Annotated in this window: 13 protein-coding genes and 1 riboswitch; of the genes, 8 read left to right on the top strand and 5 right to left on the bottom strand. The window is 36.8% G+C overall.

Features of this window, described 5'->3' with window-relative positions:
* The first annotated feature begins 7 nt into the window (after nt 1–7).
* Complete coding sequence (locus BK137_RS09770) at nt 8–946, top strand: alpha/beta hydrolase (protein ID WP_038180420.1); 939 nt, start codon at nt 8–10, stop codon at nt 944–946.
* A gap of 431 nt (nt 947–1,377) precedes the next feature.
* Here BK137_RS09770 and BK137_RS09780 read toward each other — a convergent pair whose 3' ends face one another.
* The 3 genes from BK137_RS09780 to BK137_RS09790 are packed head-to-tail and all read right to left on the bottom strand — an operon-like array spanning nt 1,378 to nt 4,287.
* Nucleotides 1,378–2,349: a DMT family transporter gene (locus BK137_RS09780; RefSeq protein ID WP_038180417.1), complete on the bottom strand. Its 972-nt coding sequence runs from the start codon at nt 2,347–2,349 to the stop codon at nt 1,378–1,380.
* 25 nt (nt 2,350–2,374) lie between these two features.
* Complete coding sequence (gene pepT, locus BK137_RS09785; protein ID WP_038180415.1) at nt 2,375–3,601, bottom strand: peptidase T; 1,227 nt, start codon at nt 3,599–3,601, stop codon at nt 2,375–2,377.
* Nucleotides 3,602–3,636: 35 nt separating this feature from the next.
* A complete protein-coding gene (locus tag BK137_RS09790; RefSeq protein ID WP_038180413.1) occupies nt 3,637–4,287 on the bottom strand; it encodes a lysoplasmalogenase in 651 nt (216 codons plus the stop codon).
* Between the two features lie 124 nt (nt 4,288–4,411).
* Here BK137_RS09790 and BK137_RS09795 point away from each other — a divergent pair, with 124 nt between their 5' ends.
* Nucleotides 4,412–6,097: a hypothetical protein gene (locus BK137_RS09795; protein ID WP_038180411.1), complete on the top strand. Its 1,686-nt coding sequence runs from the start codon at nt 4,412–4,414 to the stop codon at nt 6,095–6,097.
* 167 nt (nt 6,098–6,264) lie between these two features.
* Here BK137_RS09795 and BK137_RS09800 read toward each other — a convergent pair whose 3' ends face one another.
* Nucleotides 6,265–6,996, bottom strand: a complete 732-nt coding sequence (locus tag BK137_RS09800) for an NADPH-dependent oxidoreductase (RefSeq protein ID WP_038180409.1) — start codon at nt 6,994–6,996, stop codon at nt 6,265–6,267.
* 199 nt (nt 6,997–7,195) lie between these two features.
* Nucleotides 7,196–7,309: riboswitch (SAM riboswitch) on the top strand.
* Nucleotides 7,310–7,425: 116 nt separating this feature from the next.
* Here BK137_RS09800 and BK137_RS09805 point away from each other — a divergent pair.
* Nucleotides 7,426–8,721 (top strand): O-acetylhomoserine aminocarboxypropyltransferase/cysteine synthase family protein, encoded by a 1,296-nt coding sequence (locus tag BK137_RS09805; RefSeq protein WP_038180408.1) that lies wholly within the window; start codon nt 7,426–7,428, stop codon nt 8,719–8,721.
* A gap of 549 nt (nt 8,722–9,270) precedes the next feature.
* Nucleotides 9,271–10,254 carry a homoserine dehydrogenase gene (locus tag BK137_RS09810; RefSeq protein ID WP_038180406.1) on the top strand — a complete coding sequence of 328 codons (984 nt, stop codon included), beginning with the start codon at nt 9,271–9,273 and terminating at the stop codon, nt 10,252–10,254.
* A 131-nt stretch (nt 10,255–10,385) separates the two neighbouring features.
* Here BK137_RS09810 and BK137_RS09815 read toward each other — a convergent pair whose 3' ends face one another.
* Nucleotides 10,386–10,616, bottom strand: coding sequence for a hypothetical protein (locus BK137_RS09815; RefSeq protein ID WP_038180403.1), 231 nt, complete (start codon nt 10,614–10,616; stop codon nt 10,386–10,388).
* Nucleotides 10,617–10,729: 113 nt separating this feature from the next.
* Between BK137_RS09815 and BK137_RS09820 the strand changes: the two genes are divergently transcribed.
* From BK137_RS09820 to BK137_RS09835, 4 genes are all read left to right on the top strand, one after another.
* Nucleotides 10,730–11,608, top strand: a complete 879-nt coding sequence (locus BK137_RS09820) for an EamA family transporter (RefSeq protein WP_179078265.1) — start codon at nt 10,730–10,732, stop codon at nt 11,606–11,608.
* Between the two features lie 512 nt (nt 11,609–12,120).
* Nucleotides 12,121–12,813 (top strand): response regulator transcription factor, encoded by a 693-nt coding sequence (locus tag BK137_RS09830; protein WP_038180399.1) that lies wholly within the window; start codon nt 12,121–12,123, stop codon nt 12,811–12,813.
* Nucleotides 12,791–12,964, top strand: a complete 174-nt coding sequence (locus BK137_RS22270; protein WP_155981161.1) for a hypothetical protein — start codon at nt 12,791–12,793, stop codon at nt 12,962–12,964. The genes BK137_RS09830 and BK137_RS22270 overlap by 23 nt, the downstream gene beginning before the upstream one ends.
* 2 nt (nt 12,965–12,966) lie before the next feature.
* Complete coding sequence (locus tag BK137_RS09835) at nt 12,967–15,201, top strand: HAMP domain-containing sensor histidine kinase (RefSeq protein ID WP_038180397.1); 2,235 nt, start codon at nt 12,967–12,969, stop codon at nt 15,199–15,201.
* Nucleotides 15,202–15,240: the final 39 nt, after the last annotated feature.

Raw genomic sequence — 15,240 nt, forward strand, 5'->3', positions numbered from 1 at the left:
AATTTATATGAAAATTGACAGTAGAGTATTACCAGAATTAAAACAGGCTTTCTCACAATTTCCAGGCTTTCAATTAGCGGAGAATTTAGAGTCGAGTCGAAGTTTCTTGTCGAATCCACATTTGGAAAAATCAAAACTTGTACTCATGACCAATCGAACGATTCCTGGCGCTGCGGGCGAGATGTTAGTTAAAATTTACGAACCCGTTGAGAAAAATCTTGATAAACTTCCAGCTATGCTGTGGATTCACGGTGGCGGATACGTAATGGGACACCCCGATATGGACGATGTTTTGTGTGAACGCTTTGTTCAGACTGCTAAATGCGTTGTTGTGTCTGTCGATTATCGACTTGCTCCCGAACATCAATATCCAGCGGCTATCGAAGATTGTTATGCAGGATTGGTTTGGATGACAAATGAGGCAGACTCGCTTGGCATTGATGTGAATCGAGTTGCGATCGCCGGTGCAAGTGGAGGAGGCGGACTAACAGCAGCGCTTGCGATAATGGCTCGTGATAAAGGAGGTCCATCCATTATATTCCAGATGCCGCTGTATCCGATGCTTGACAACCGCAACATAACACCATCAAGCTATGAGATTACAGAAGACCACGCAACATGGAATAGAGCAAACAATTCAACGGCTTGGAGTATGTACTTGGGCAAGGAGAACGATTCCAACGAGGTATCTCCCTACGCTGTACCTTCGAGAGCAGACAACTTAGCGGGGCTACCGCCAACTTATACATGTGTAGGTCAACTCGATTTATTCCGAGATGAAACCATTGAATATGTAACACGACTAGCACAAGCAGGAGTAGACGTTGAATTTCAACTCTACCCTGGCTGCTTCCATTGCTTTGAGGTATTTGTGCCTGAAGCCGAAGTGAGTCAGCGTGCCAGTCAGAACTATTTGGACGCGATGGCACGGGCACTTCATCCATAATTTATCTATCTGACTGTGGATGATTCTGCTTATAATCGTAAAATGGAGATTATAAGCATTATTTACACTTTTATTAGTAAGTTTAGGAATTTATTTATCAATTCTTTTCAATTTAAAAAGTATTAAGAAAGTAATTTCTATTGTTATATTAAATTGTATTGGGATTGAGATGTTACACCTTTTATTTGAAGATCTTGGTTTGGTTATAGGAGGCTTTAATATTCTTACAATTATTTATTTGTGGCTTAATATTTTTGGAGGGATTCTTGGACTTTTGTTAGCAGGATTAACAATAAAAATTATTAATTCATATAAATATACAAATAAAATTAAAGCGAAATTATTAAACTAACGGGGTGCTTTAGTTTAAAAAAGGAAAGAGCGTTACATATTAGTCATATAAAATATGTAACGCTCTTTTATTTATCTTTTTAATTTAGTTCTTGATAATTTCGGACAGTGGGCATTTGTTTTTTCTTCATCAACATTGTGTAATAGCTATGTAAGAACATTCCAATGATGATAATAGCTAAGCCGAATAGGGCGAGTGGCTCTGGTAAAGGAATACCTAAGATAATCATCTCTCCTACAATAACGAATAGTATTTCAGTCGATTGTGTTGCTTCAACGGCTGCAAGTTTTCCTTGGTTATTACGGACGCGATCTGTTGCGATAAAGAAAAGAATAGTCGCAATAACACCTGAGCTAATCCCAACAAGAAGTGAATTAATTACTTGGCTAGCAGAAGGCAACCCGACTGTTATTAGAGCAATAACAGCTAATATAATCCAAGCAGGAAGGGAAGCGATGGTCATGCCGAGAACCCTTTGGAAGGTATCTAAACGACCATCACACACATCCATCATCTTACGATTTCCAAGTGGATAAGCAAACGCTGCAACAATAACCGGCAAGATGCCTAACATTAAGCTTTCAATAGAAACTGTTTTAGCACTAGGGATTTGAATTAATATAATCCCAACTAAAATAATGCACGATATAAGCAATGACACGATAGGAATCTTCTGTCGTATTGTTTTCTCACCAAGTCGTATGAAGAAAAGAGGTGCTAATAATACTCCTGCAACAATTGTAAATTGCCATGTTCCCGATACGAGCCAACCAGGTCCATAAGCAGCCGCGAATGTTAACGGTGCATAAAATAGGACAAAGCCAACAAAGCTCCATAATAGCCAAACTTTAGGTCGTTTTTTCATTTCCTTTGTCATTGGTTGTACGCCTTTACGGTACATAACAATAACGAGTAAAAAGGGAATCATGAAAAAGTAACGTAATGATGAGCTCCATAGCCAGCTACCGCCATCTAACTCCATTACTCGATTTAATATAAAAGTTACAGCAAAAAATAATGACGCTAAAACACCTAAAGCAATTTCTTTCAAAATATCACCTACCTATAAATACGCTTTATGCTCGTTGCTCAAATAATTGGACAATTTCGATGATAACTTCAGTAGCTTTAACCATCGTCTCAGCAGAAACATACTCGAATCGTCCATGCATATTCTCGCCGCCAGCGAAGATATTCGGAGTAGGCATTCCCATATACGAGAGTTGGGACCCATCTGTACCACCACGAACTGGCAAAATTAAAGGTTTGATATTTAGGTTTTCCATTGCTTTAAAGGCTACATCAACAATATCTTTTTGTGGTTCAATTTTTTCAGCCATATTATAGTATTGATCTGCTATTTCAACTGTAATGGCATCTTCACCGAACTCAGCTTTAATTTTGGCTTCAACTTCTTTAAATAATTGTTTTCTTGATTCAAATTCTTCACGGTCAAAGTATCGAATGATATAAGAAAGTCTTGCTTCTTCGATATGGGCGTTGAAGTTCATTAGATGAATGAATCCTTCATGACCAGATGTTTTTTCGGGTACTTCATCTGCAGGCATATAAGATTGGAATTTAATAGCCATTGTAATAGCGTTGACCATTTTATCTTTGGCAGAGCCTGGGTGTACACTTACGCCGAAAGTTTTAACTTTTACTCCAGCTGCGTTGAAGCTCTCATATTGTAATTCACCTAAAGGACCACCATCCATTGTATAAGCGAAATCAGCATTAAATGCTTCAACATCAAATTTATGTGGCCCACGGCCGATTTCTTCATCAGGTGTGAAGGCAACTCGGATTTTACCGTGTTTAATATCTGGATTAGAAATTAAATATTCCATAGCTGTCATGATTTCAACAATACCTGCTTTATCATCAGCACCAAGTAAAGTAGTACCATCAGTAGTAATCAATGTTTGCCCTACATAATTGGCAAGCTCTGGTGAATTTTTCGGAGATAGAACTGTATTTTCATTTAATTGAATATCTCCACCATCGTAATTGTCATGACGCTGTGGTTTAACATTTGTACCAGTATAGTCTGTAGTAGTATCAACGTGCGCTAGAAAACCAATTGTTGGTAATTGTTTATCTGAATTAGCTGGTAGTGTAGCAAATAGGTAGCCATTTTCATCAAGAGAGATTTCAGTCATACCGATTTCGGCTAATTCTTTCTCAAGTACATGTAGTAAATCCCATTGTTTTTCAGTTGATGGAGTTGTTTCGCTTTCAGCATCAGATTGTGTATCAATTTGTGCATAACGTACTAGTCTTTCAATCACTGTTTCTTTCATATTGGAATATCCCCCTTATTGTAAAAGCATTGTCACTATTCTAACACTTTCTTTCGGATGACGGAATAATAAGAAATACTAATAGCAAACAATAGCTGTGCACCGTAATAGCTCACCATAATAAGTGCATGAGAAAAAGGTACATCAGTAATGAACATATTAATCGATAATATTGAATCTGAGAAAATAAATGATAGTGCCCCTATTGTAGCAAGCTTCGAGTTTGTCTGAATAGCTGTCCATCCCATTGTTAAAATAACAGTGATATATGCGATAACAGCAACACCTAATATGATGTCTCCAGATTTAAAGACAGTCCCAGCAATCCAAATAACCATAAACCCTCCATAAAGTAATAAAAGGGTAGCTGCAGGTCTAGCAATTATTTTTTCTTTAAGTTGTACAAATGCAACGATGTAGCAAATGTGACCGATTAAAAAACTAGTTAAACCAAATAAAAACCATTGGAGTGTTGCGTCACCAATCATACAAAAGAGTAATCCAAGTAGTAACCATTTTTTATAACTTGTATTAGGCGATGCTTTTTGAAACGAAGCTAACCAAATAATTAGAAGCATTGGAACTACTTTAAAGCTTAGTTTCACTGTAACAGGCTCAGCAGGTATAAAGAAAATATAAATGATGCCTAATAGAATGATTAAGCTAATGAGAATTTTTTGTTTCATATTCTCACCTCCCTTCATTAAAGAGTATTCTTGCTTAAAATAAATAAAACCTTTCTAATATAAAATATAACTGAAACTTTCTGAAGATTGTATCGTAAAATAGATATGTGAAAGGATGATCAAAATGATTGCTACATTAATAATGTCGGCGATAGTTGCAGCAGTAGCTGGACTATTAATCGTTCCGATAACAAGTAAAACAAAAGATGGGGATTTGAAAGCTAAATTCAAAATCCAATTCTTTATTTCCGTATTCATAGTTGCATTTATAGCGACAGCAACAATTTACTATGTTCTAATAATTGATCAAAATTGGACGCTTTTATGGCCAGTGATAATTGTTTTAACAGCGCTTGGAGCTTGGTCTGCAAGTGGGATGGAACGTAATTTAAAAGGTATTCTGTTTTTAGGAAGCTTAGGTTTTGGTGTATATATTTTAGCAGCGCCATTATTTAATGCGAATGAAAAATACACATCAGCTGAAATGACACAAAAAGTGGAACTGAAGGCATTTGATGAAACAAAAACACCTGCAAGCGTACCGCCAAAATTTGCTCGTAATAAAATGAAAAAGGCTTTTAGCCAAGTACCAAATACAAGCTACTATGAATTAGGTAGTTTGCAAATTCAGAAGGTTAACGGCGAATTTGTGTATATTGCGCCTGTTGAATTCTCAGGCTTCTTTAAATGGACGAAAGGGAAAGTAACACCAGGTTATTTTAAAATGAGTGCTACAGATTCTTCAGATAATCCAAAGTTCATCAAATCAGAAATGAAATATACAACCTCTTCATTTTTAAACAATAATGTTGAGCGTCATATTCGTTTAGAAAATCCAACGAAAATTTTCTACGGTGAGCCTCAACTTGAAGTTGATGATAATGGTAAACCATATTATATTCGTTCATATGGGAAATTCATCACAGCGCGTAACGGCTTTGATGCAGAAGGTATTGTTATGGTCGATGCAAAAACAGGTAAATCTCAGACATTTGCTTTAAAAGATGTTCCAACATTTATCGACGGTGCAGTTTCACCGGAAGCAGTTAGCCTTCAAAATAGCTATTTTGGTAACTATGTTCACGGTTTCTGGAATAGTAAATTTGGAAAAAAAGATGTGAAATTACCTTCGGATGAAGGAACGGAAGCTAATGTTAGCCCAATCTTTGATGAAAATGGTGATATGTACTACTTCACAGATTTTACAAGTCCTAAAGAAGGTGTCGATTCAATGCTCGGTTATTCATTAACAAATGGCCGCACTGGAGAGGCAACGTATTACACGGGCAACCAAGAGGAAGCGTACATGGATTCTCAAGGAGCATTACAAATAATCGAAAAGAAATTTATCGAGAAAAAGTGGCATGGTCAAATGCCAATCATCTACAACTTCTATGGTGAAGCAAGCTGGTTAACACCAGTGCTCGATTCAAACGGTTTCTTACAAAATTATTTCATCGTCTCAGCTGCTAATCCTGAGCTTTCAGTTTCAGGAGCTACTCCAAATGAGGCATTAAGACAATATAAAGCTATCCTAAGTCGTGGAGGCAGTTCTGTAAATGGTAGCTCTAAACAAGAGCAAGCAACCATTAAAGGGAAAATTGTCCGCGTTTATAAAGAGAAAAGTGGCGACTTCACAACAGTATCGTTTATGTTAGATAACAAAGACAACTATAGCGTGAGCTCAGAAGTTGTACCATTAGCTATTTATCTACAAGAAGGTGACACAGTCGAAGTGAAATATATCAACTCAGGCGAAGTTTTCCTACCTGTAAAAGAGCTAGTAATCGAAGGTTTAGTCAAAGAATAAAATGAAATGCCTACCTGTCACTAAATAGTGGCAGGTTTTTTAATGGGATTATGAATAGTAATTTAACAAAGTGAAAGAGAAGAGGCGTAGTAAAACAATTTATAATAGGTTGAACTCATGCAAAAAAACTCTAAAACTAGGTATCCCTAATTTTAGAGTTTTCTTTATTACTTCCAAGTGAAGCCTTTCTGTGCTAAAAATTCATTGATATGTGGTCGACGCTGTTCTATTAAGAAATCCGCCATTTGTTTTGTCCAATTGGCCATTTTACGATTAGACCCGCGGCTTGCATAGTAGTCTTCCATTGTTGCATCATATTCATCTAACAATGTATCATATTGATCTACATCATAATTGTTTTCATGTAGTATAGCTTGAACTGGTAATCGAGGTTTTGTTTCATTACGCTTTGTAGGTACACCAATCGTCATAGCAAATAACGGGAATACATATTCAGGAAGACCAAATAATTCACTAATTTCTTTTGGATTATTACGCGCTCCACCAATATAACAGATACCATAACCTTGGTCTTCAGCTGCAATAACGAAGTTTTGAGCGAAAAGAGCAACATCTGCTACACCTACAAGTACGTTCTCTGCAGAATCAGCAATAATTTCTACCCCATTTTTTTGGCCCGCAACTTGCAGTCGTTTAAAATCTACACAAAATAAAAACGAAGCACCCGCTGTTCCAAATTGGAATTCATTATTCGAAAGTTCTCCAAGTTTTTTCTTTTTATCTTCATCTGTAACCCAAATGACACTATATGCTTGTACAAAATGAGAGCTCGCTGCCATTTGTGCTGTTTCAATTAAATCGACAACTACTTCTTTAGAAATAAGTTCTCCTGTATATTTACGCACAGAAGCGTGACTACGTAGTAATTCTCTTGCCATTATCCGAAACCCCTTTGCCAAATAATATATATTTACTTACTATCTTTAGGCTAACATATTTTAAAGTCTACTTAAATTAAATTCATCTATCTAAAAATTGTATCTATTAAATTTAATGTTCAGAAAAAACAAATAAAAGTATTGACATTAGTTTGATTTATCTTCTATACTTGTCAACAAGATGGAACTGAATCAAATACTCTTATCAAGAGCGGCGGAGGGATAGGCCCTGCGATGCCCAGCAACCGGTGAGTGACGAACTCACAATGGTGCTAATTCCTACAGATTTTTAATCGGATCTGACAGATAAGGGGAGGAAAAATTGCTTATGCAACCCTCTTCTTAGCGAAGAGGGTTTTTATTTTTCCAAAAAATCCTCCTCACACCTCCGATTTGCCATCTCAAAAATACATTTAGGAGGAATGAATGATGACAAATTTACGTCCAGAAACTTTATTATTACACGGTGGCCAAGTAGCAGATCCAACAACAGGTGCTCGTGCTGTACCAATTTATCGTACAACTGCTTATGCTTTTAATAGTACGGAGCATGCTCAAAAACTATTTGCACTTGAAGAACCCGGTAATATTTATTCTCGTATTATGAACCCAACTGTCGATGTATTTGAAAAACGTGTTGCACTATTAGAAGGTGGAACAGCGGCAGTAGCACTATCTTCAGGAATGGCTGCTATTTCATTTTCAATTTTAAATATTGCACGCGCAGGCGATCATATTGTTGCTTCAGGTAGTTTATATGGCGGTACATATAATTTGTTAGCCAATACTTTACCACGCTATGGTATTACAGCCTCATTTGTAGATGAAAGAGATCCAGAAAACTTCCGTACAGCGATTCAAGAAAACACAAAAGCGATTTATGTGGAAACAATAGGTAATCCAAGTTTAACTGTAGTGGATATTGAAGCTTTGGCAAATATCGCACATGAAAATGAGATTCCACTAATTGTTGATAATACATTCCCATCACCATATGGTTCAAATCCAATAGAGTTCGGTGCTGATATTGTAGTGCACTCTGCAACAAAATGGATTGGTGGCCACGGTACAGTAATCGGTGGTGTCGCTGTCGATGCTGGTAAATTTGATTGGACGCAAGGGAAATTCCCTGACTATACAGAACCAGATGCATCTTACCATGGTATTCGCTACGGTGTTGATGCTGCAAGTGCTGCATTCGCAACTCGATTACGCGTTCAATTGCTACGTGATTTTGGTCCAACATTAAGTCCTGACAATGCATTCCAGTTAATTCAAGGTCTTGAAACATTACATTTACGTGTACCACGACATAATGAGAATGCTAAAAAAGTAGCTGAATACTTGCGTGGTCATGAAAATGTTGAGTGGGTTAGTTTCAATGGATTTGAAGACAGTGCAACTCACGAAAATGCGAAAAAGTATTTAAAAAATGGCTTCGGATCAGTATTAACATTCGGTATTAAAGGTGGCCGTGAAGCTGGTCGCCAGTTAATTGATAACATTGAGTTATTCTCGCATGTAGCAAATGTAGGTGATGCGCGTTCATTAATTATCCATCCAGCATCTACAACACACCAACAGTTAAGTGCAGTAGAATTAGTATTAGCGGGTGTTTCTGAAGAGCTTGTACGATTATCAATTGGTTTAGAAGCAATTGAGGATATTATAGAAGCACTAGATAACGCCTTCGCAAAAGTAACAGAAGCTGTTGTAACAAAGTAAGTATTTATTAATGAAGAAAAGGCTAGTTCAAGGGATGACGAGGGGCATTATGTCGTCCTTTTTTCTTTTCAAATCGTTATTTTTAAACTAGTAACATTTAATCTGAAATTCCAAAATACAGTTAAAGTGTGGTTATTCTCGGCTTGTATGACCTTCTGAGAAAAACAATTGTCCTTTCGGGAAAGATTTTTCTTGTAATCTGTTCATTTATAGTCTAGAATCATCAATAAGTAAAAAAATTGAAGTACAGTGTATTAGTAATTGATAAAATTGCTAAACGCTATTTGAAAAACTATTCGTAAGGGGATTATGGGGGATATACGCTGTAAAGGGGTTAAATACAGTTGTACAGCAACATAATTAGTAAATATCTTTTCTCTGAATTATTTGGAAGTCAATATCATATGGTGTTGTGCTAGAAAACAAACAGAATTGGAACTACAAAATGATGTTTAACATCTGGCTTTGAAGTCATCAATACTAGATGGAGTTTGAACACAATTTGGAGATTGAATGTAAGATTGCAATTTTATTTTTGGAGGCGATCGTATGGCGGCAGTAAAAGTAGCGATTCTAGGATTTGGTACTGTAGGGCAAGGTATTTATCATATCATTAATGAAAAGCGTGAACAGTTTAAAGAGACATTAGGAGTAGATATTGAAATCGCTAAAATTTTAGTACGTGACGTAACTAAACCACGTTCAAATGCACCACAAGATTTAATAACAGATAACTTTGAAGATATTTTAGCTATTCCAGATTTACAAGTTGTATTTGAAGCAATAGTTGGGGAAGAACCAGCATTTAAATATTCAGCACTTGCAATCGAAAATGGTTGTAACGTAATTACTGCTAACAAAGTAATGTTCTCTAAACATGGTTTAGCTTTGCAAGAAAAAGCGAAGCAATATGGCGTACAAGTGGGCTACGAAGCAACAACTGCTGGTGGCGTTCCTGTTATTAAAACGATGCAAAATATCTTACGTGTAAATGATGTACACCATATTCAAGGAATCTTGAATGGTACATCAAACTACATCTTAACTCAAATGCGTAGTGAAGGATTAGCGTTCGATGATGTATTAAAAGATGCACAAAGCCTAGGTTACGCTGAAGCGGATCCTTATAACGATATTTCTGGTCAAGATGCATTCCGAAAACTTATGATTCTTAGTGCGTTAGCATTTGGTAAACAGCCAAGGTGGGAAGATGTTGATGTAATTGGTATTACAGAAATCACATCTGAGCAAGTAGATAAAGCTTCTGCTAAAGGTTTACGTTACCGTCATGTAGCAGATGTACAGTTAGGTGAAAACGGAGAGTTAATTGCTAAAGTAGGACCTGAACTAGTTGGTCCAGAACATCCACTTTACTCAATCGAGGGTGTTAATAATGCTGTTGCTCTTGATACAAACTACATTGGGACCCTAACTCTTGTAGGGCCAGGAGCAGGAATGTTCCCAACTGCAAGTGTGATGGTTGAAGATTACGCAGACATGTTAGCTAAACAAACAGCACCTGTTACAATCTAAATATAAATTGGAGCTGCAATCAGTTGCTAGCTTCTACATATCGCAAACACCAGTGGCTATTGTAAAAGCCATTGGTGTTTTAATTTTCTTTCAATATAATGCAAAACAAAAAGACAGCTCTTGGCTGTCTTTTAGTCCTCATCTTTAATATCAATGTCTTCTGGAATCGGCGTGTTCTTCCAAATCTCAATTTCTTCTTTGATACGTTCAAGTTGTTCATGGAAACGCTCAAATTGGTCACTGCTGATTAAAAATTGTTCGCCATCGTGAACCGCATGAATGCGACCTTCTAGGATGTAACGCATCACTTGTTGCTCTGGCATTGAGATATCTTTCGCTGTATCTGTAACAGTTTTGTACATAGATCAATGCCTCCTTTTGCCTTCATTATAATAGAAGAAACCGTCTGCCTCAACTTTCAGAATTTATGGTATATTTATGAAAAGATACATAAGGAGTGAGCAGTTAAGTGAGTATATTACCCTATGCTTTTGTATTATTGGCAGCTGTTTTATGGGGGACAGTTGGTACTACACAGACATTTTTAACAGATGGTATTAATCCTCTTACTGTTGCTATGATGCGATCAGCAGTTGGTGGCGGCACTTTACTGATCATAGCTACTTTAATGAGAAAGATAAAATTTCGTCATTGGGCTTGGAAGTATACTTTTTTTGCAGCACTATCGATGGCTCTATTTCAACCGCTATTTTTTTCATCGGTACGTTTGACAGGTGTAGCCATTGGAACTGTCGTAACGATTGGAAGTTCGCCAGTATTTGCAGGTTTAATTGATTGGCTTTATTTCAAAAATAAGCCGACGCGCACATGGGGAGTAGCTACATTACTTGCTATAGTTGGATGTGTATTATTGTTTGTGAACAAAGGAGAGGCAACTATCAATCCGATTGGTATTGCCATGGCTCTATGTGCAGGAACAGCTTTTGCAATTTATACACATGTGAGCAAGGCATTAATGGAAAAAGAAGAAGCGATGCCAGCAGTGGCTATGACATTCTCAATCAGTGCGTTATTATTGTGTCCAATCTCATTAATATATGGAATTGAATGGGTCGGACAAGGCGCAAACTGGCTACCATTAGCATTCATGGGCGTTTTCGGTACTAGTATCGCGTATTTGTTATTCTTAACGGGCTTGCAAAAAATATCATCATCTTCAGCGGTGACACTGTCACTTGGAGAACCATTAACGGCTACTATACTCGGTGTATTTCTAGTAGGTGAGTATCTAAGTGTAACGTCATGGTTTGGTGTTGCGATGCTACTCGGTGGTATTTTAGTTATTACATTTGGTGGTCGTGTTAAAAAGGTTAATAAAATTTTAGCTACTTAGTTAAGGCTAAGTAGCTTTTTTGTGGGGAAAATGAAGTATAGATATGAGTAGCATGAGCTATTTTCGGTATTATGGTAGCGGATTAGGACGTGAATATTCTGCTAAATAACAAAGGGCCGAGTTAGCGCAACAAACAATCGAGTTAATGCAACAAACAGCTGAGTTAGTGCAACAAACAATCGAGTTAGTGCAACAAACAATCGAGATAGTACAACAAACAACTGAGTTAGTGCAACAAACAAGTGTTTATCAAGATATCCAGCTTCAGGCGCTAGCTGCTCGGGTCGTTTCAGTCGGGCGCTCAAAGTCTAAGAGCGACTTTGGCTTCCGCCTTCTAACGACCTCGCAGCTGAACGAGCGCCTTCAGCATTTAATATAAACCTTAAGAATTTCTTCATTTTTGTGATAAGGTGGTCTTAAGATTTGATGTGTATTATAAATGTTATAGAACTACGAGATTAATGAATGAGTAAAATATATCTTTGAATTTGTTGAGGGATGAGGTGCGAGAGATGGCTGAGTATACGGTACTTGTGACGGATGATGACCAGGATATTCGTGATGGGATTGAGATTTATTTGAAAAATGAGGGCTACAACGTAATAAAGGCAGCGGACGGACTTGAGGCGTTGGAGATACTTTCAGAAAATGAAGTACATTTAATAATTTTAGATATTATGATGCCTAAAATGGATGGGATAACTGCGACATTTAAAATTCGCGAGGAGCGTAACATTCCTATTATTATGTTGAGTGCAAAGGTGGAGGATTCGGATAAAATACATGGTTTGTCCGTCGGGGCCGATGATTATGTGACGAAGCCATTTCATCCGATGGAGCTTGTGGCGCGTGTGAAATCGCAAATGCGTCGTTATGTGAAACTTGGAACGTATAATGAGCAACAATCGAAAATTGCTGTGCAAGGTTTAGTGCTGGATCAGGAATCGAAAGAAGTAACACTTGATGGGGAGTCAGTAAAACTAACCCCAATTGAGTTTAAGATAACTGAACTATTAATGACGAATGCCGGTCGTGTATTTTCGATTCAGGAAATTTACGAGCGCGTTTGGAACGAGCCTGCATACAATGCGGAAAACATAGTGGCCGTGCATATTCGGAAGATAAGAGAAAAAATTGAAGTGGATCCAAAAAATCCGCGTTTTTTAAAGGTGGTGTGGGGCATTGGCTACAAAATCGAGAAATAATAATGCGTTTTTATGGTCAATCCTTGCAATATTTATAGCAGTCATTAGCTTGACGTATTGCTTATCATTTATTTTAGATTTAGTAGATTTAAGCTTTGCAAGAACGACAAGAACATTTGCTCAGCTAACAAGATGGATGGGAGGGGAGTAATAATGAAAAACAATTCTAGAAGGCTTTTTAGTTTGTTTCTACTAACAATTGTTGCGTTCAGTGTTTATTCATTAGTCCAGAAGGGTCAGGAGTATATAGGAAAGGATTATTTTGATTCTGAAACTTTCCAATCTAAGTTATATGAGTTTACAAACAATATCGGCCCTCTTTTGTTAAACCCTATTGATGCTGATGAGGCGAAAAAGGCAATTACTGTGACAGATAATGAAATCGAGGAACATCGCACAAGATATGGTAGTTTAAGCGAACAAATTGAGAATATTAATAGCCAATACGAAGACCGTATTTCTGCAGCAATCGATTCTAAGTCAACAAAAGTGAAAACAGCTTTGATTAAAGAACGCGATGCTAAAATAGATGATATTACGAAAAATTTTGAAGACGATGAGTATATTAAAGCTAAAATTATTGACAGTAAGAAAAGAGCCATAGATGATTACGTGGCAAATGTAAGTAATGAAAAAAGGGATTTATTGAATAACTATCGCTTTTTTGCTTTTAAATTTACTGATGTGGATACACAGAAAACAACTACATTTGGTGATGTAGATAGTCCTGCTGCATTTAGTATTAAATATGGAAAAGGAAGAGAATTACTTAAGTCGAATAGTATCAATAGCAATTATTCAAATTATGATGGAAATCCTTGGTATGATGATTCTGATATTGTATCGACAAGGCTAGAGCCAAGTGATATCGACCAAGCACTTATTGATAAAACGTACCAATACGAAGGGCTAATCACAATTCCAAAGAATGCACTACAATATGCAGAATTTGCTACAGACTATAAAGCATTTAAAACAAATCAAATTTGGTACTCTATTATTTGGGGATTAGGTTTAATAAGCTTAATACTATTAATAGCTTCTTGGAAATCACATAAGAAAGCTATTCTAGAAAGTAATAATGCAACTCACTGGATTCACAAATGGTCGATTGATGTACGAATTATAAGTCTACTTGTTACGATTTGGGCTCTGTTTATAGGTTTGTTATTAGTAGAAGATGGGATTGAATATAGTTATTATCGTATTAGCGTATATCAGTTACTCAGATTTGGCTTTGCTTTTGTAATTTTATATTTAATTATTTGGATATTCCTTGCACAGTTAGTATCTGTTTTAGAAGATCTAAATAGCGAAGAGAAACTTATGAAAGCATATCAGAATAGTTTAGCAAGAAAAACTTTTGAGAAGTTACAGGATTTATTTTTAAATCGTAGCATCGGTTTCCAATCAGTTATTCTACTAGGGATTATTTTCTTAGGGGGATTAGGTCTTGCTGGAGCATTAGTGGCGTGGCACCTATTCCTCATATACATCCCGCTGTTTCTATTCATCCTACTACCAGCGACGCTTCTATTCTTAACACGAATGAGCTATTTAAATCGTATTATGAAAGAAACAGAGCAAATGGCTGCGGGTCGCTTGAGCAATGAAATTAAAATACAAGGTAAGTCAGCACTTGCTTCACATGCCAAAAATTTGAATGATTTACGTGATGGTGTTCGCACGTCGATTTCTGAGCAGGCAAAAAGTGAGCGTCTAAAAACAGAACTAATTACTAATGTTAGTCATGATTTGCGTACACCATTAACATCGATTATTACGTACACTGATTTATTAAAAAAACCAAATGTCACAGAAGAAGAACGCAATTCATATATTGCAATTTTAGATAAAAAATCACAGCGTTTAAAAACACTTATCGAAGATTTGTTTGAAGTATCGAAAATGGCTTCAGGCAACATTGAGCTTCATAAACAACGGGTCGATTTGAATCAGTTGTTACAACAAGCTCTAGCTGAACATGAAGAGGATATAACAAAATCCGCGTTAGATTTCCGTGTGAATACGCCAGATGGGCCGTTACATGCGTACGTTGATGGTCAAAAGTGGTGGAGAGTACTGGATAATTTAATCGTCAACACATTGAAATATGCACTGGAAGGTACACGTGTTTATGTGACACTTCGTCAGCACAATGGAGAAGCAGAATTTGTTATAAAAAATGTAACGAAATATGAGATTGGTGAAAATGTTGAGGAATTATATGAACGATTCAAGCGAGCAGATGCTTCTCGTCATACAGATGGATCAGGTCTTGGCTTAGCTATTGCACAATCGATTGTAGATTTACACGGAGCTCGTATGAAAATTGAAGTAGATGGTGACTTATTTAAAGTTACAGTAAATGTAGTATCCGTTTATTAATAAGAAAACCCAGATTGCAACGACGCAATTTGGGTTTTT

Origin of the sequence: Viridibacillus arenosi (assembly GCF_001955655.1) — a bacterium.
GTDB lineage: Bacteria > Bacillota > Bacilli > Bacillales_A > Planococcaceae > Viridibacillus > Viridibacillus arenosi.

Excerpts from the sequence above, each read along its gene's own strand:
- BK137_RS09770 (WP_038180420.1), top strand. The coding sequence starts at position 8 with ATGAAAATTGACAGTAGAGTATTACCAGAATTAAAACAGGCTTTCTCA.
- pepT (WP_038180415.1), bottom strand. The coding sequence starts at position 3,601 with ATGAAAGAAACAGTGATTGAAAGACTAGTACGTTATGCACAAATTGAT.
- BK137_RS09790 (WP_038180413.1), bottom strand. The coding sequence starts at position 4,287 with ATGAAACAAAAAATTCTCATTAGCTTAATCATTCTATTAGGCATCATT.
- BK137_RS09795 (WP_038180411.1), top strand. The coding sequence starts at position 4,412 with ATGATTGCTACATTAATAATGTCGGCGATAGTTGCAGCAGTAGCTGGA.
- BK137_RS09800 (WP_038180409.1), bottom strand. The coding sequence starts at position 6,996 with ATGGCAAGAGAATTACTACGTAGTCACGCTTCTGTGCGTAAATATACA.
- BK137_RS09805 (WP_038180408.1), top strand. The coding sequence starts at position 7,426 with ATGACAAATTTACGTCCAGAAACTTTATTATTACACGGTGGCCAAGTA.
- BK137_RS09810 (WP_038180406.1), top strand. The coding sequence starts at position 9,271 with ATGGCGGCAGTAAAAGTAGCGATTCTAGGATTTGGTACTGTAGGGCAA.
- BK137_RS09815 (WP_038180403.1), bottom strand. The coding sequence starts at position 10,616 with ATGTACAAAACTGTTACAGATACAGCGAAAGATATCTCAATGCCAGAG.
- BK137_RS09830 (WP_038180399.1), top strand. The coding sequence starts at position 12,121 with ATGGCTGAGTATACGGTACTTGTGACGGATGATGACCAGGATATTCGT.
- BK137_RS09835 (WP_038180397.1), top strand. The coding sequence starts at position 12,967 with ATGAAAAACAATTCTAGAAGGCTTTTTAGTTTGTTTCTACTAACAATT.